This window comes from Streptococcus pneumoniae (assembly GCF_001457635.1).
Lineage (GTDB): Bacteria > Bacillota > Bacilli > Lactobacillales > Streptococcaceae > Streptococcus > Streptococcus pneumoniae.
This window is the reverse complement of record NZ_LN831051.1, coordinates 768,960-784,606: the sequence shown is the minus strand read 5'-3', so window position 1 is coordinate 784,606 and position 15,647 is coordinate 768,960. Positions and strand designations below refer to the sequence as shown.

General features: G+C 43.0%; 17 protein-coding genes and 1 pseudogene. 2 read left to right on the top strand and 16 right to left on the bottom strand.

What is annotated here, in order from left to right:
• Positions 1–10: 10 nt before the first annotated feature.
• The 8 genes from AT689_RS04205 to AT689_RS04165 all read right to left on the bottom strand — a co-directional run bounded on the left by AT689_RS04205 (position 11) and on the right by AT689_RS04165 (position 6,471).
• The gene (locus AT689_RS04205) at positions 11–199 is read right to left on the bottom strand and encodes a DNA-directed RNA polymerase subunit beta (RefSeq protein ID WP_001818955.1); all 189 of its coding nucleotides are present in this window, start codon (positions 197–199) and stop codon (positions 11–13) included.
• Entirely contained in the window at positions 192–1,475 is a 1,284-nt protein-coding gene (gene murA / locus AT689_RS04200; protein ID WP_000358028.1) for a UDP-N-acetylglucosamine 1-carboxyvinyltransferase, read from the bottom strand. The genes AT689_RS04205 and murA overlap by 8 nt, the downstream gene beginning before the upstream one ends.
• A 23-nt stretch (positions 1,476–1,498) precedes the next feature.
• Complete coding sequence (locus AT689_RS04195; protein WP_000250393.1) at positions 1,499–1,729, bottom strand: DUF1146 family protein; 231 nt, start codon at positions 1,727–1,729, stop codon at positions 1,499–1,501.
• Positions 1,730–1,786: 57 nt separating this feature from the next.
• Complete coding sequence (locus AT689_RS04190) at positions 1,787–3,295, bottom strand: SepM family pheromone-processing serine protease (protein ID WP_001280730.1); 1,509 nt, start codon at positions 3,293–3,295, stop codon at positions 1,787–1,789.
• On the bottom strand, positions 3,285–3,824 hold the full coding sequence (gene rsmD / locus AT689_RS04180; protein WP_000706967.1) for a 16S rRNA (guanine(966)-N(2))-methyltransferase RsmD: 540 nt from the start codon (positions 3,822–3,824) through the stop codon (positions 3,285–3,287). Before rsmD ends, AT689_RS04190 begins: the two co-directional genes overlap by 11 nt.
• Before the next feature lie 64 nt (positions 3,825–3,888).
• Entirely contained in the window at positions 3,889–4,881 is a 993-nt protein-coding gene (gene asnA, locus AT689_RS04175; RefSeq protein ID WP_000747993.1) for an aspartate--ammonia ligase, read from the bottom strand.
• A 110-nt stretch (positions 4,882–4,991) separates the two neighbouring features.
• Positions 4,992–5,675 (bottom strand): Bax inhibitor-1/YccA family protein, encoded by a 684-nt coding sequence (locus AT689_RS04170; protein ID WP_001016917.1) that lies wholly within the window; start codon positions 5,673–5,675, stop codon positions 4,992–4,994.
• Between the two features lie 55 nt (positions 5,676–5,730).
• Positions 5,731–6,471, bottom strand: a complete 741-nt coding sequence (locus AT689_RS04165) for a TrmH family RNA methyltransferase (protein WP_000152700.1) — start codon at positions 6,469–6,471, stop codon at positions 5,731–5,733.
• Positions 6,472–6,504: 33 nt separating this feature from the next.
• Between AT689_RS04165 and AT689_RS04160 the strand changes: the two genes are divergently transcribed.
• Complete coding sequence (locus AT689_RS04160) at positions 6,505–6,783, top strand: acylphosphatase (protein WP_001174613.1); 279 nt, start codon at positions 6,505–6,507, stop codon at positions 6,781–6,783.
• 77 nt (positions 6,784–6,860) lie between these two features.
• The gene (yidC, locus tag AT689_RS04155) at positions 6,861–7,787 is read left to right on the top strand and encodes a membrane protein insertase YidC (protein ID WP_000835941.1); all 927 of its coding nucleotides are present in this window, start codon (positions 6,861–6,863) and stop codon (positions 7,785–7,787) included.
• A gap of 74 nt (positions 7,788–7,861) precedes the next feature.
• On the opposite strand, the gene pflA is transcribed toward yidC, so the two are convergent.
• From pflA to rsgA, 8 genes and pseudogenes are all read right to left on the bottom strand, one after another.
• The gene (gene pflA / locus AT689_RS04150) at positions 7,862–8,656 is read right to left on the bottom strand and encodes a pyruvate formate-lyase-activating protein (protein ID WP_001288288.1); all 795 of its coding nucleotides are present in this window, start codon (positions 8,654–8,656) and stop codon (positions 7,862–7,864) included.
• Between the two features lie 125 nt (positions 8,657–8,781).
• Complete coding sequence (locus AT689_RS13390; RefSeq protein WP_000856522.1) at positions 8,782–10,032, bottom strand: diaminopimelate decarboxylase; 1,251 nt, start codon at positions 10,030–10,032, stop codon at positions 8,782–8,784.
• A gap of 141 nt (positions 10,033–10,173) precedes the next feature.
• Positions 10,174–10,902, bottom strand: a pseudogene (purR, locus tag AT689_RS13385) (pur operon repressor); the annotation flags it as partial.
• Positions 10,903–11,192: 290 nt separating this feature from the next.
• Entirely contained in the window at positions 11,193–12,134 is a 942-nt protein-coding gene (locus AT689_RS04135) for a 3'-5' exoribonuclease YhaM family protein (RefSeq protein WP_000703184.1), read from the bottom strand.
• Entirely contained in the window at positions 12,124–13,380 is a 1,257-nt protein-coding gene (gene rmuC, locus AT689_RS04130; protein WP_000444686.1) for a DNA recombination protein RmuC, read from the bottom strand. Before rmuC ends, AT689_RS04135 begins: the two co-directional genes overlap by 11 nt.
• A 1-nt stretch (position 13,381) precedes the next feature.
• Positions 13,382–14,044, bottom strand: a complete 663-nt coding sequence (locus AT689_RS04125; protein ID WP_000006129.1) for a thiamine diphosphokinase — start codon at positions 14,042–14,044, stop codon at positions 13,382–13,384.
• Positions 14,007–14,663: a ribulose-phosphate 3-epimerase gene (gene rpe / locus AT689_RS04120; protein ID WP_000085004.1), complete on the bottom strand. Its 657-nt coding sequence runs from the start codon at positions 14,661–14,663 to the stop codon at positions 14,007–14,009. Before rpe ends, AT689_RS04125 begins: the two co-directional genes overlap by 38 nt.
• 10 nt (positions 14,664–14,673) lie before the next feature.
• Positions 14,674–15,552, bottom strand: a complete 879-nt coding sequence (gene rsgA / locus AT689_RS04115; protein ID WP_001161968.1) for a ribosome small subunit-dependent GTPase A — start codon at positions 15,550–15,552, stop codon at positions 14,674–14,676.
• Positions 15,553–15,647 lie beyond the last annotated feature (95 nt).

Below are 15,647 nucleotides of genomic sequence, written 5' to 3'. Positions count from 1 at the left end.
GTTCTCCAGCCTAATTTCCTGTAAATTTATGAATCAATTCCTGCCATTTTGCTGGAGACAGGATAGCCCATGAATCTTGACCCTTGCCCAAGATTCCATAACCTACCATTAAACCGATTCCTAGAGCCAGAGTACCTAAAATCAGTACTATGATGACTAAAAGTAAACGCTTGACTACGTAGCTTGATTTCTTATTCATCTTCATCACTTGCCTCAATCCGCTGAATCTTAGCACCTAGCTGCGCCAACTTCTCATGGAAACCGTAGTAACCTCTATCCAAGTGAACCAATTTACCGACCACAGTTTCTCCCTGTGCTACCAAACCTGTCAAAATCAAAGCTGCACTGGCACGAAGGTCAGTTGAAAGAACTTCTGCTCCCTGCAAAGGCTGTCCACCAACAATACGAGCTGTATCACGGATAATCTCAGAATGCAAGCCCATGCGGCGCATCTCTTCTAGGTGTTGGAAACGATTTTCAAAAACTGTCTCCACCATGGTTGATTCGCCTTTTGCAACTGTCATCAAGGCTGTAAATTGAGCCTGCATATCTGTTGGAAATCCTGGGTGGGGCAAGGTTTTCACATGAACAGCTTTTAGATTTTCCAGTTGAGAACGAACACGAATTCCTTCGTCTTCTTCAATTACTTCAACACCCATTTCAAGTAACTTGGCAATCAAGGGACGGTTGTGCTCCCAGACAGCGTCTCGAATCAAGACATCACCACCAGTCATGGCAGCAGCTACCATAAAGGTTCCTGCTTCGATACGGTCCTGGACTACATTGTGAGTCGTACCATGAAGTTTCTCAACACCAGTAATGGTTATAGTCTCTGTACCAGCACCTTTGACCTTGGCTCCCATTTCATTAAGGAGAATGGCTAAGTCAACAATCTCAGGCTCACGCGCAGCATTCTCAATCACTGTCACCCCATCAGCCAGAGTCGCTGCCATCATCAAGTTCTGCGTTGCACCAACACTTGGAAAGTCCATATAGATATGAGCACCATGCAAGCGTTCTGCCTTTGCTTCGATGTAACCAGCTGTCTGACTAATCTTAACCCCCATAGCTTCCAGACCTTTCAAATGAAGATCAATAGGACGGCTACCAATCGTACAACCACCTGGCATGGATACCTTGGCATGACCCACACGGGCAAGGATTGGCCCTAATACAACGATGGAGGCGCGCATCTTACTGACATACTTGTAAGGGGCTTCCTCAGTGATGTCGCCAGTAGCATCCACCTTGACAAGATGAGCTTCCTCATCAAAGTCAACCTTGGCATTCAAACCACCAACTACCTGATTCATAATAAAGACATCCGACAAAATCGGAACATTCTGCAAGACGGTCTTTCCTTCACTTGCTAGAATAGTCGCTGCCAACAAGGGTAAGACTGCATTTTTTGCTCCCTCGATCGTCACGCTTCCTACCAGACGATTATCGCCACCTTGAACCACAATTTTATCCATACTCGTTTCCTTTACTCTTGATTTTATAATAATCCTCTAAGCGCTTCTTGCCACAAATGATACAGGCTAATAAAGAAAGAACTCAGGATGTAGCCTATGACAATGCTAAAAAAGGCTACTAATAAACGAACTTTTCTTGTATTCTCATCTGTCACTTTTAAAACCTTCTCCCATCTAACAAGATCCTTTAAAAGGTAAAAACTCACATAAATAAAGAGCATATGACTACTTAGAGTGAATAATAATTGAACCATTTGACTATTATACCATCTTCTCTGTTTGTGCGCTAGTTTGGAAACTTCACTCAAAAATTAGGGATTGTTTTTCAAGTAATCAATCGCATCTTGTAGGGTTTTAACGGGCACGATTTTCATATCCGTCTTGATTGTTTTAGCCGCTTCTAGGGCTGTTTGGTAGTTGTTTTTCGCGTCCGGATGCGCCTTTTGTTCTTCTTCGCTAACAGGGTTATCAGGAGCAAAGAAAATAGCAGCACCTGCCCTAGCCGAAGCTACAACCTTCTTATCAATACCTCCAATGTCTCCCACATTACCATCGCGGTCAATGGTACCTGTACCGGCAACAATACGACCATTACGAAGATCTGGGTGAGCTATTTGAGTATAGATAGCTAGACTAAACATGAGACCAGCACTTGGGCCGCCAATACCAGCTGTTGAAAAGCTAATTGGGACATTGCTGATTACCTCTGTACGATCAATCAAGCCGATTCCAATTCCATTTTTTCCATTTTCCAAGGTGATAATCTTTCCTTCTGCAGACTTGGTTTGCCCATCCTCTTCATAGGTGACCTTGACGGAGTCCCCTAATTTTTGAGAACTGACGTAATCAATCAAGTCTTTGGAACTATCAAAGGTCTGATCATTGACTGCTGTGACCGTATCAGAGATATTGAGAATCCCTTTAAAGGTTGAATTATCCGTCACATTCAAGACATAAACCCCAAAGTACTTGAGTTCGATATCCTTACCAGCTGTTTTTAGACCTTGATACTTGGCCATATTTTGTGATGTTTGCATGTAGAATTGATTGATTCGCATAAATTCAACATCGGAAGAACCACCTGTAGTCTCCTGAGCACTACGAATATCTGTAAAAGGTGTCAACCAAGCATAAATCATATGAGCTAAAGTGGCATGTTGAACACCAACCGTAACGAATTGATAGGCACCAGCTTCCTTATCTTCTGTGTCATTTACTTTAAGGACTTGGCGAATATCTTCCGAACCACCTGGAACCTCTATATAATAAGGCAAGGGCACTACAAATGCCAAGAAAGTCACAATCAAGGCCGCAATGACGTATAAGGGCCATCTAATCTTTTTTTCATTTCTTATTTCCTCCAAAATACTCTCGGGAACATAGCAGGCAATATCCTGACCAAACTTCAAAAGCTCTCTAACGCCTGATGAACTGATATAGAGATGTTCAGGTCGACTATGTAAATAAATAGTCTCTATATCAGAAGACAGCTGATGATTGTAGTAATCAAAACTGGCTTCATATTGCAAATCCGACGCATTCCTCAAACCACGCACTAGACAAGTAGCACCCAATCTTTTTGCAACATCGACCACCAATTCATCATGAGAAGCCACGACTTCAACATTTTCCAGATGTCCCAAAGCCTTTTCTAGCCCCCGTTTACGATTTTCGATAGGAAGAAATCCTTGTTTGTGGGGATTAAAAAAAATACCGACATAGAGCTTATCAAAGAGTCTGCTCGCCCGTTCAATGATATCCAGATGCCCATTTGTCATCGGATCAAATGAGCCTGTGAATAAGCCAATCTTATCTGACATAGACTGTCACCTTACTAATTCCATAAATCTTTTCCTTCCAGATACCCAGACAGGCAATTTCTTCTGGAAGTTCAACGGCCTTATCCGTCTCGCACACAACCATAACATCTTCAGAAAAAAGCTCTCTCTCAGCCATTTTTTCAATATCTGCTACGATTTGTTCCTTGGTATAGGGAGGGTCTAAGAAAACGAGGTCAAATTCCCCAGATACCTGTTCCAATGCCCTTTCTGCATCCATCTTGAGGAGTTGAAATTTTCCAACTTCCTTGGTCATCTGGATATTTTCAGCCACGATGGTCTGAGCCTTACGGTCTCGCTCCACCAAAACAGCACTGGACATGCCACGCGATACTGCTTCGATAGATAAACCACCACTACCTGCATAAAGGTCCAAGACTCGTCCCCCTTCAAAGTAGGGACCAATCATGTTAAAAATGGCTCCCCTAACCTTATCCGAAGTAGGTCTTGTTGTCTTGCCTTCTAGTGTCTTGAGGGGACGTCTCCCATAGATTCCTGATACGATTTTCATACTGTTTATTATACCAAATTATAGACAAAAAGAGAAAGAAAACCGAACCTTGCGGTTCGATTCTCTACAAAATATTTTCGTAAGTATCGCGGACTTCTTGAGGCCAAACACTTGTTTGCACTTCTCCGATGTGTCTCTTGCGAAGTAGGAACATGGCCATACGAGATTGTCCAATTCCTCCACCGATTGTCAATGGGAATAGGCCATTCAACAAAGACTTGTGCCATTCCAATTCCAAGCGGTCTTCATCACCTGTAATTTCCACCTGACGTCTAAGAGTTTCTTCATCTACACGAATTCCCATAGAAGACAACTCAAAGGCTCCACCTAAAGACTCATTCCAGACAAGAATATCACCATTTAGACCCTTGTAGCCATTCTCAGACTCGCTTGTCCAGTCATCATAGTCTGGTGCACGTCCATCGTGCGGTTTACCATCTGGCAACTCGCCACCGATACCAATCAAAAAGACGGCTCCAAATTCTTTACAAATCGCATTTTCACGTTCTTTCGGTGTCAAGTCTGGGTAGCGTTCTACCAATTCTTCTGTATGGATAAAGGTGATTTGCTTTGGCAAGATAGACTCGATGTCATAGCGAGCTTCAACAGCTAGCTCAGTCAGGCGAATAGCCTTATAAATCTTCTCAACTGTTTCTTTTAGATAAACGATGTTACGCTTACCATTTGGGATAACCTTCTCCCAGTCCCACTGGTCAACATAAACAGAGTGGGTTGCATCCAAGGAATCCTCATCTGGACGAAGGGCTTTCATGTGGACAAAGAGACCCTCTCCTTCACCAAAGCCAAAACGAGCCAAGGTGTGGCGTTTCCATTTAGCAAGTGAGTGCACCACTTCATAAGTAGCATCAGGGATTTGGAGAACCTTGACCGATACTGGATTTTCCACACCAGACAGGTTGTCCTGCATTCCGTCACCGACCTTACTCAAGATAGGACCTTGAACTTCGACAACTTCTAGCTTATCTTTCAAATACTGGGTAAAAGTGTTTTTGACAAAGGAAATTTCTTCTTGTTGATGGATAAAACTTTTCTTCATAGACAACTCCTCAAAAATTTAATAAACGTATTATACACCTATTTCCAAGAAAAGAAAAGAGAAAATTTAAAAAAATCAGTGTCACTCAAAACACTGATTTCATAGACCTTTTAGTCATTGCGACCAAAGATACGTAGAATACTTAGGAAAAGATTGATAAAATCAAGATAGATGCTGAGAGCCATTGACACCACCCAGCCTGTCGCTACACGACCTTGTGATTGTTCATAGGCGAGGCGAATCTTTTGGTTATCCCAAGCAATCAACCCTGAAAAAACCAAAACCATGGCTACGCTAATCATATAATCAAAGAAGCCACTAGCCAAGAAAATATTGACTACCATAGCAATCAGTAAACCAATGAGAGCTGCCATCATTGCTCGACCAATCCCACTCAAGTCTTTCTTGGTAAAGATACCAACTGCCGCCATGACAAAGAAGAGAAGGGCGCTCGATACAAAGGCAGATAAAACTGTACCCGGAGTATAGAAAGCCACCACAAAACTAAGGGTAAAGCCGTTTAAAACGGAGTAAAGTAAAAATACTGGAAGAGCAGCTGGACTATTTCTTGAAGCCATGCTACTGGCAACGAAAACCAAAGCCAACTCCGCAAAAGTAGCAATGGTCAACCAGAGACGCCCCTGCATCAACAAGTAAACCAACTGAGACTGAAAGACCGTCAACATAAGGCCTGATACCAAAGCAGATAGTCCGATTCCCAGACCAACAAAGGCATAAACCTTAGCGTAAAATTGATTGAGACCTGCACGGTCATGTATAATAGTGTGATTCATCCTTTTCTCCTTTTCTGTGAACATCTTTCCTTGATTATAACAAAAAAAGTTAAAATTAGCTTAAATGGAAGATTAAAATACCGGCTGCAACTGCAACATTCAAACTCTCGGCCTGCCCCTTCATGCTAATATGGACCAACTGGTCTGCACTTTCAGCCATAAGGGGACTAATTCCTTGACCCTCATTTCCCATAACTAGTACAAAATTTTCTATAGAAGGCAGTTCTCTGTAATCAACAGAATCTTTAGATAGGGTTGTTGCTAGCACTGGGATAGCTACCTTTTTAGTTTCGTCAAGAAGCGCTGGACTAGTCATCCGGTAAATGGGCAGATGGAAATGACTACCTTGCATGGAACGTAGGGTTTTGAGACTGTAGATGTCTGCCGACTTATCTGAAACAATCACTCCTGTAAAACCTGCTGCATCCGCAGTTCGAATGATAGTTCCTACATTACCGGGATCTTGCACATCTTCCAAAAACAAGAACTTGCCCTGACTCAAATCAGCTTGTCCTACTTCTTCTTTTTGAACCACCGCCACAATTCCCTGTGGAGTCTGAGAATCCGCCAAATCTAGCAAAATATCCTCTGACACCCAGACAGTTTGCGAAAAAGTAGCTAACTGATCTCGATAATTTTCTAGGGCAAAGATTTTCTCAATCGTCACTCCAGCTTGGACAGCTTCTTCAAACAAGTGCCAGCCTTCAATCAAATAGGCAGACTTGCGGTATTTTTTTTGGCGTAATTTCTTGGCATTTTTTACCACAGAATTGGCTTTTGAGGTTATAATAGTCATAGAAATATTATAACACAATCAAAGGGGGTTGGTATGCAAAAGGTTAGAATGATTGCCCAAGGTAGGGTACAGGGAGTCGGCTTTCGTTGGGGTGTTTACAGCTTGGCACTTGAAATTGGTGGCATCACAGGTCGAGTATGGAATAACGACGATGGCACAGTGGAAATCTTAGCCCAAGCAGACTCATCTGCTATCATGGCAAAATTTATCCAAGAAATCCGAAAAGGACCGACACCTTTTTCAAAAGTAAGCTACTTAGATGTCAAACTAAGCAACTTTCCTCCCTACTCTGACTTTAAAATCGCAAATTAGGTCTCCAGAACTATTGTATATTTTGTAAAAAAACAGTAGAATAGAAAGGTATAATTTTTAAAGAAGGAATAAAAACAGTGAAATCTATTAAACGTTTTGCATTCTCGGCTATGGGAGTGGCTATGTTGCTTGTCTTGACTGGCTGTGTCAATGTCGATAAAACCACAGGTCAGCCAACAGGATTTATTTGGAATACGATCGGAGCGCCTATGGCTGAAGCCATCAAGTACTTCGCTACTGATAAAGGTCTAGGCTTTGGTGTCGCTATCATTATCGTAACCATTATCGTACGCTTGATTATCTTACCACTTGGTATCTACCAATCATGGAAGGCAACGCTTCACTCTGAAAAGATGAACGCTCTCAAGCATGTCCTTGAGCCACACCAAACACGTCTCAAAGAAGCAACTACTCAAGAAGAAAAACTCGAAGCCCAACAAGCCCTCTTTGCCGCTCAAAAAGAGCACGGCATCAGCATGTTTGGTGGTGTAGGATGTTTCCCTATCCTCCTTCAAATGCCTTTCTTCTCTGCTATCTACTTTGCTGCCCAACATACTGAAGGGGTTGCTCAAGCAAGCTACCTAGGCATTCCTCTAGGTTCTCCAAGTATGATTTTGGTTGCCTGTGCTGGTGTCCTTTACTATCTTCAATCGCTCCTTTCACTTCACGGAGTAGAAGATGAAATGCAAAGAGAACAAATCAAGAAAATGATTTACATGAGCCCACTCATGATCGTCGTCTTCTCCCTCTTCTCACCAGCTAGTGTCACACTTTACTGGGTTGTCGGTGGTTTCATGATGATTCTCCAACAGTTTATCGTCAACTATATCGTTCGTCCAAAACTTCGCAAAAAAGTCCGTGAAGAACTAGCCAAGAACCCACCAAAAGCAAGTGCTTTCTCTAAACCAAGTGGACGAAAAGACGTTACCCCTGAACAACCAACTGCTATCACAAGCAAGAAAAAACACAAAAATCGCAACGCTGGAAAACAACGTTCGAGATAAGAAGAAAAAGGCTTAGCTGATTTGCTAAGTCTTTTTGCAAATCAAAAGCCCGATGTTTCCATCAGGCTTCTTTTCTATCCATGTACACGTTTCATATAATCTTGATAACTTTCGGTATCCATGAGTTTTTTAGCGTTCTTGACGCGATCTGCTGTTGGTGGTTTGACTCCTTCGAGGGAATATGGAATTCCAAGTTCACGCCACTTGAACTCACCCATGGTGTGATAAGGTAGAATTTCAAACTTATCAACATTTTTGAGGGTCTTGACGAACTTACCAAGTTCAATCAAGTCATCATCTCTGTCTGTCAATCCTGGAACTAGCACGTGGCGAATCCAGACAGGTTTTCCAATATCTGATAGATACTGGGCACAAGCCAAGATATTTTTATTAGTTTGGCTAGTGACAATCTTGTGCTGTTCTTCGTTGATTTCCTTGATATCCAAAAGAACCAAGTCAGTGACAGCCATGAGTTTGTCAAACTTCTCAAGGTAACGTGGTTTATTACGGAAAGGAAGAGCACAGGTATCCAAGGTACAGTGGATTCCTTGTTCCTTAGCCTTGGTGAAGAGAGCAATCAGGAAATCAATCTGCAAGAGAGCTTCTCCTCCACTGACTGTAATCCCACCCTTATTTCCCCAGAAACCACGGTAGCGCAAGGCCTCTGTCAAGACATCATCTACCGTCCGTTCACGTGACTTATTGGACTCCATAGCCCAAGTGTCTGGGTTGTGGCAATACTGGCAACGCATGTGACAGCCCTGCAAAAAGACAATAAAGCGAATACCAGGCCCATCTACTGACCCAAAGCTTTCTGTCGAATGCACCATTCCTGTCACTTGTCCATAATCAATTGTTTCTTCAGACATATCGTTACCTTCCTTGAAAACGTTTTATAGTTTTATTATATCACGACTTGAAGGAAAAACAAGATTTTTGCCTATTTTTTAGAAAGCAATCTGTTTTTCAATTTCATTTTCAATCTATTATCAGATTATTCTTCAAAATCGAAGCCATATAAGGTTGCAAAATAGTCCTCAGGGCGCTCTGCACGGCGGATTTGACGGGCTTTACCTTCTTCGGTATAGAGGATTTCCGCAGAACGTAATTTGGCATTATACTGGTAGCCCATTGAAAATCCGTGGGCACCTGTATCATGAATTACCAGCAAATCACCGATTTCTGTATGAGGCAGTTCGCGATTGACTGCAAATTTATCATTGTTTTCACAGAGTGAACCAACCACATCTACCGCTTCAGCTGGTCCATCTGGATGGGTCACGTTGCTAATATGATGGTAAGCTCCGTACATAGCTGGACGCATGAGGTTGACTGCTGAGGCATCCACACCTAGATAGGTACGGTAGGTTTCCTTCTTATGAGTCACTCTTGTGACTAGAGCACCGTGAGGTGCCAGCATAAAACGACCCAATTCGGTGAAAATCTTGACCTGACCAAGACCTGCTGACGTAAGAACTTCTTCATACACCTTACGAACTCCCTCACCAATCAAGGCGATATCGTTCGGCTCCTGGTCTGGACGATAATTAACACCAATACCGCCAGAAAGATTGATAAAGTCTAGCGAAATGCCCAACTTTTCCTTGATTTCAACAGCCAGTTCAAAGAGCTGACGAGCCAACTCTGGATAATAGAGATGGGTCACGGTATTGGACGCTAGGAAGGAGTGAATCCCAAAAGTCTTGGCTCCTTTTTCCTTCAAGATAGCAAAGGCTTCAAAGAGCTGGTCCTTGGTCATGCCAAACTTAGCCTCCCCAGGATTGTCCATAATGTCTGTCCCCAGTTCAAAAACGCCTCCAGGATTATAACGACAAGAGATGATTTCTGGAATGCCTGCTACTCTCTCCAGATGTTCAATATCTTCAAAGGCATCCAAGTTAATGGTCGCACCCAATTCACGTGCATAGGCGTATTCCTTGTCTGGCGTGTTGTTGGAAGAGAACATAATCTCAGAACCCAGAAAGTCCAGTTTATGGCTCATCAAAAGCTCTACATAACTAGAGCAGTCCACACCACAACCTTCTTCTTGGAGAATTTTCAAAATAGCTGGAGTTGGAGTAGCCTTAACTGCAAAATATTCCTTAAAGCCCTTGTTCCACGAAAAAGCTTGGTTGACGGCTCTTGCCTTCTCACGAATCCCCTTCTCATCATACAAGTGAAAGGGAGTCGGGAACTCGGCAACAATCGCTTCTAACTCTTCTCTATTGATAAATGGTGTTTTCATAAGCTTCCTTCTATTCTGTTTGCAAAGAAAGGCTGGGACAATCGTTCCAACCTTTAGTTCTATCTCTTCTTTATCTTCGTCAAAGATATTGCCAACCTCAACATCGATGGCTTGGTTCTTGACATCAATATTGGTTACCTTCAAGAGTGACTTGTAGTCAAACTGCTTTTCACGTTCTTCTTGGGCATTGTCCGCAAAGACCGCTACACCTGCCAGTTCTGAGTCGAACTCGCGCAAGAGACTAATCATACCATTGACCGTTCCGCCACCTTTCAAGAAGTCATCCACAATCAAGACACGGCTGCCTGCCTTAAGACTACGTTTTGAAAGGAACATTTTCTCGATACGGTCACCACTTGAACCTGAAACATAGTTGACGCTAACAGTTGAACCTTCGGTAATTTTCAGGTCACGGCGCACAATGACAAAAGAGACATTGAGGACATTGGCAACTGCATTTGCAAGTGGCACACCCTTAGTTGCTACGGTCATAACCGCGTCAATTTTTTGGTCCATAAAGCTTTTGGCAATAATACGACCAATATTTTTCAAGATGGCTGGTGTGCTAAGCAAATCAGACAGATAGATATAACCACCTGGCAAGATACGGTCACTTTCTGACAACTTGGTACGCAAGTCTTCAACCATTTCCTTAGCATCCTGACTCGAAATAGACGGTGTGAAGATGACACCTCCGCCAGCCCCAGTCACTGTCTGGATATGACCGATTTCAATTTCCTCAAAGGCGCGTTTGATAATGACGATATCTTCTGAGATGGATGATTTAGCAGACTCATACTTTTCAGCAAAAGTATTGAGACTAGTTAGTTTATAAGGATTATTAATCAAATAGTTGGAAATGACAACCATCCGATCACTTCTTCTTAATTTCATTTCTATTTCCTATTCCATTTTTATTCAAAAAATCAAAAAGCAAACTAGAAAGCTGGTCGCTGGTGGTTCAAAACACTGTTTTGAGATTGTCAATAGAACTGACAAACCCTGTAATATACCTGCATATATACATACGACAAGGCGATACTACCCTAGTTTGAAGAGATTTTCGAAGAGTATTCATTTTTGTCTTTTACTTATTATACCATATTCACATAAAAAAACGAACATTCTTATCCTAAAAAATGCTCATTTTTCTTAAATTATCAATCTAAATCTGGTTTATAGAAGGAACGATTATCCATAGCGAAGATTTTATTGGTCATCTCTCCTTTATCCACCAAAGCCAGAGCTGTTGACATCATCATCATGCTTGCATCCAGATTGTCAATCATATGGATAATCTCTGCCTCCATAATACGTGGACGGACTGGACTTCCATATTCAAGCAAGCCGTGGTGACTGAGGATGACATGACGAAGCAAAACGACTTCTTCCTTGGTATCATCGATGCCGAGTTCCATAACTGTCTTGGTAATTTCGCTATCAATGAGAGCGATATGTCCAAGAAGATTACCTCGCACTGTGTACTCTGTCTGGTCTGGCCCCGTCAACTCGATAACCTTAGCTAAGTCATGCAGCATAATCCCCGCATAGAGCAGGCTCTTATTGAGCTGAGGATAAACTTCGCTAATAGCGTCTGCCAAACGTACCATGGTCGCCGTATGATAAGCCAACCCCGTTTCAAAGGCATGGTGGTTGGTCTTGGCAGCTGGATAGGAGTAGAATTCCTTATCATACTTGGTGTAGAGATTTCGGACAATCCGTTGCCAGACAGGATTTTCAATTTTGAAAATCATTTGCGACATGTAGTCACGAATTTCCTTGACATCAACTGGTGACTTGACCTTGAAATCGGCTGGGTCATTGGGTTCACCAGCTTGAGGCAGGCGGAGAGTAATTTGATTGACTTGAGGGGTATTGTTATAAACTTCTCGGCGTCCTTTCATGTGGACAACCTTACCTGCGGTAAAGGCCTCAATGTTATGAGGTTGGGCATCCCAGAGCTTCCCATCAATCTCGCCACTATCATCTTGGAAGGTAAAGGCTAGGTAGTTTTTCCCAGCTCGAGTTTGCCTCAGGTCAGCTGATTTGATTAGGTAAAAGCCTTCAAATAGCTCATCTTTTTTCATGTGACTAATCTTCATATTCTTCCTCATTTTCTTGAAAATGGAGTAGATCAAGCGCAGGCTCACCTTCTGACAACTCAATGTGACGGAGCGTCCGCTCGATAGCTATGGTACGACGGTTTAATAATTCATCAATATTGCCAGAGGCATGTTGGAGATGTTTTTGTGCCTTGACCAGAATACCACCAAACTTGCCAAACTCGGTCTTGACACTGGCAAGAGTCTTGCTGATATGGTCGGCACTCTTTTGGATATTAAGGGTCTTGAAACCAACTGATAGAGAGTTAAGAAGGGCTGATAGGGTACTTGGTCCTGCAACAATAATCTGTTCTTCCCGTCTCAAATCATCAAAGAAGACCGGATTGCGCACAATCTCTGAATAAAGACCTTCTGTCGGAACAAACAAGATTCCAAAGTTGGTTGTCCGAGGTGGTGCTATGTACTTGTTCCTAATATCCCTAGCAAAGCGCTTGACGCTTGCTAGGAGTGACTTACGACAGCGTTCAATCTCATCCTTGTCACCTGTCTCATAGGCTTCTTCCAAGCGGTAATAATCTGCCAGTGGAAACTTAGAGTCAATTGGCAGATAGACGTATTCTTGGTCGCCTTGTCCGGGTAACTTGATGGCATACTCCACTCGTTCACTAGAGTTTTCAACCGTTGCGTATTCTCGTTCGTACTGGGCAGGTGTCATGATGTCTTCAATAATTTGCCCCAGTTGCAATTCTCCCAGAATCCCTCGCGTCTTGGTTCCAGAGAGAACCTTGTTAAGAGCTCCGACATCACGGGCAACTGTCTGCATTTCTCCAAGGCCACGATTGACAGACTCCAGTTGTTTAGAAACTGTCTCAAAGGAAGCCTGTAAGCGTGTCTGCAAGGTCTTTTCTAGTTTTTCCTCGACCGTCTGGCGCATTTGTTCCAAACGTTGCTCATTTGATTCCTGCAAGGCTTGGAGACGTTGGTCTGTCTTGTCTCTAGTTTGGAGGAGATTATCTGTCATTTCTTGACGGACTTGGGTCAGACCTTGGTGCAATTCAATCCGCACTTCTTGCAAACGGTCGCTGACAACCACTTCCAAATCTTTTTGGTCTAACTGGCTGGCTTGTCTGGCTTGGTCAAAGCGGTAATCCAACTGGTCTGACAAATGATCTGCCTGATCCTCCAAGCTCTTACTTAAGTGTTTCTCCTGCCTATCCTGCCTTTGCCAAATCAGAAAGAGACCAGCTAGATTGGCAATTAATAATAGAATAAGTAAACTTTCCATCCTACCTCCTGTCCTTGCTATGCAGTACGACCACATAACCATCTGGGCAAGTTACCGACACTTCCCTATCTATATATTCGTTAGAAGCGTACACTTTTTTAAAGAAAAAATTTTCCTCTGTCAACTCATACTTGGCTCCAAGAATAGTCAGCTGGCTATCCCGAACTGGCATAAAGGCTAGATAGTCGTAGTCTGAACGAGGTTCTAGCTGACTGATTCCTTCTGGACAATAAGTAATCAAGTTTTGCCCATCCTCAATTTCTATTTGATGCATATAGGGTGCCAACTTAGGATTGCTAGGCAGAAAGACATTGGCCAACATATGGTCAATACGGCCACCCAAGGCACCGAAAATAGTAACCTGAGCCTGAGGATTTTGCTTAAAGATGGTCAAGAGAGCCAATTCCAAATCAGTATCATCTTTTTCTGGCCGGGCTTGGACAAAATACTGGGCACGTTTTTGAATCACCTGTCGCTCTTCTTCCGTCACAGAATCAAAATCTCCGACTGCTAGAGCAAGAGGCAAATCTTCTTCCAAGATCCAGAGCGAGCCTCGATCCACACCAACAAAACCATCAAAGTCCGTCCGATAATGACCGCGGTCTCCGCCTGCAAAAACGGCAACCCTAGTCCAGTTGTTTTCTGAGAGTTTGTACTCGCTCATTGACATCTCCCTTAAAGACATAGGAACCTGCTACAAAAACGGTCGCACCAGCTTCTTTGGATTGAGCAATAGTTTGGTCATCAATCCCACCATCCACTTCAATCTCAAAGTTCAAACCTTTTTCATCACGAAGGGCAACCAGCTCACGAACCTTATCCATGGTTTCTGGCAGAAAGGCTTGACCACCAAATCCAGGGTTAACTGTCATGACTAGGACTTGGTCAACTAGATGAAGCACATGCTTAATCGCTTCAACTGGTGTACCAGGATTGATAACAACTGATGGCTTGACACCGAGTGAACGAATCTTTTGGAGGGCACCATGAATATGAGGCGTTGCTTCCACATGGATACTAATAATATCCGCACCTGCACGCACAAAGTCCTCTAAATGATGCTCAGGGTTTGACACCATCAAGTGGCAGTCGAAAACCATCTTACTATGAGGACGAAGAGCTTCGACCACACCCGCACCAAAACTGATTTGCGGCACAAAATGACCATCCATAATATCGATATGGGCATACTCTGCCCCAGTTGCTTCTAGGCGTTTAATTTCACGTTCAAAGTTGGCATAATCTGCTGCCAGAATTGACGGAGCAATCTTGTATTGAGACATAGGTTTCTCCTTATTTTGGAATTTTTTTGCTGACTTTTTTATAGGTTTCTCTGCGATTTTCAATTTCGCTGAGGAATTGCAGGTAGTTGTCAAAACGGAAGGGTGCAATGGTACCTTCTTCAACTGCTGGCTTGACAGCACAGGACGGCTCATGGGTATGGGTACAAGTACGGAATTTGCAGTCTCGACTGACAGTGGCAATCTCTGGAAAGGCCTGATTGAGGTCTTCAGCCGTTGATACTTCATAATCCAGTGATGAAAAGCCTGGTGTGTCTGCGATTTTACCCCCATTGAGGTTGTAAAAACTAACAGCTCGAGTGGTATGACGCCCGCGACCCAGACTGTCTGAAATTTCTCCCGTTTCAAGATTAAGATCTGGTGCGATTTTATTGAGAAGAGTTGATTTCCCAACACCCGTCTGCCCCATAAAGACCGTAACCTTGCCTGTTAACAAAGGCAGGAGTTCCTCTTTACTGGTCACAAAGTCATATCCGATGTCACCATAGGTCTGCTGGTAAAAATCCAGTTCTCCCCCGTCTTCCAACAAATCCATTTTAGAAATATAGACGATGGGATGAATACCCTTATGCTCCAAAAGAACCAAGAAACGATCCAGCAAATTGCTGTTAAAATCAGGTTCCTTGACAGACATGATTACTACAGCTTGGTCGATATTGACAATAGGCGGACGGACCAGACTGTTTTTCCGTTCGTGAATCTTGAGAATATAGCCTTCTGAATTTTCCTCGGCAGAGAAATCTACCCAGTCCCCAACGTAAGGGGTATGCCCTTTTTTACGGAAATTCCCACGCGCGCGTGTTTGATAGACTTGGCCATCACTCTCTACATAGTAGAACCCAGCCAAGGCTTTAATGATTTGTCCCTGCAAAATAACTCCTTTAAAATTGTTAGTTCCATTATAACAAAAAAAAGCTATTTTAGCTTAGCTTCTCTTTACAATTTCGATAAGTCTATTCTAAAAGA

What these genes read in the sequence shown, in the direction of transcription:
- AT689_RS04205 (WP_001818955.1), bottom strand. Translation starts at nt 199, where the DNA reads ATGAATAAGAAATCAAGCTACGTAGTCAAGCGTTTACTTTTAGTCATC.
- murA (WP_000358028.1), bottom strand. Translation starts at nt 1,475, where the DNA reads ATGGATAAAATTGTGGTTCAAGGTGGCGATAATCGTCTGGTAGGAAGC.
- AT689_RS04195 (WP_000250393.1), bottom strand. Translation starts at nt 1,729, where the DNA reads ATGGTTCAATTATTATTCACTCTAAGTAGTCATATGCTCTTTATTTAT.
- AT689_RS04190 (WP_001280730.1), bottom strand. Translation starts at nt 3,295, where the DNA reads ATGTCAGATAAGATTGGCTTATTCACAGGCTCATTTGATCCGATGACA.
- rsmD (WP_000706967.1), bottom strand. Translation starts at nt 3,824, where the DNA reads ATGAAAATCGTATCAGGAATCTATGGGAGACGTCCCCTCAAGACACTA.
- asnA (WP_000747993.1), bottom strand. Translation starts at nt 4,881, where the DNA reads ATGAAGAAAAGTTTTATCCATCAACAAGAAGAAATTTCCTTTGTCAAA.
- AT689_RS04170 (WP_001016917.1), bottom strand. Translation starts at nt 5,675, where the DNA reads ATGAATCACACTATTATACATGACCGTGCAGGTCTCAATCAATTTTAC.
- AT689_RS04165 (WP_000152700.1), bottom strand. Translation starts at nt 6,471, where the DNA reads ATGACTATTATAACCTCAAAAGCCAATTCTGTGGTAAAAAATGCCAAG.
- AT689_RS04160 (WP_001174613.1), top strand. Translation starts at nt 6,505, where the DNA reads ATGCAAAAGGTTAGAATGATTGCCCAAGGTAGGGTACAGGGAGTCGGC.
- pflA (WP_001288288.1), bottom strand. Translation starts at nt 8,656, where the DNA reads ATGTCTGAAGAAACAATTGATTATGGACAAGTGACAGGAATGGTGCAT.
- AT689_RS13390 (WP_000856522.1), bottom strand. Translation starts at nt 10,032, where the DNA reads ATGAAAACACCATTTATCAATAGAGAAGAGTTAGAAGCGATTGTTGCC.
- AT689_RS04135 (WP_000703184.1), bottom strand. Translation starts at nt 12,134, where the DNA reads ATGAAGATTAGTCACATGAAAAAAGATGAGCTATTTGAAGGCTTTTAC.
- rmuC (WP_000444686.1), bottom strand. Translation starts at nt 13,380, where the DNA reads ATGGAAAGTTTACTTATTCTATTATTAATTGCCAATCTAGCTGGTCTC.
- AT689_RS04125 (WP_000006129.1), bottom strand. Translation starts at nt 14,044, where the DNA reads ATGAGCGAGTACAAACTCTCAGAAAACAACTGGACTAGGGTTGCCGTT.
- rpe (WP_000085004.1), bottom strand. Translation starts at nt 14,663, where the DNA reads ATGTCTCAATACAAGATTGCTCCGTCAATTCTGGCAGCAGATTATGCC.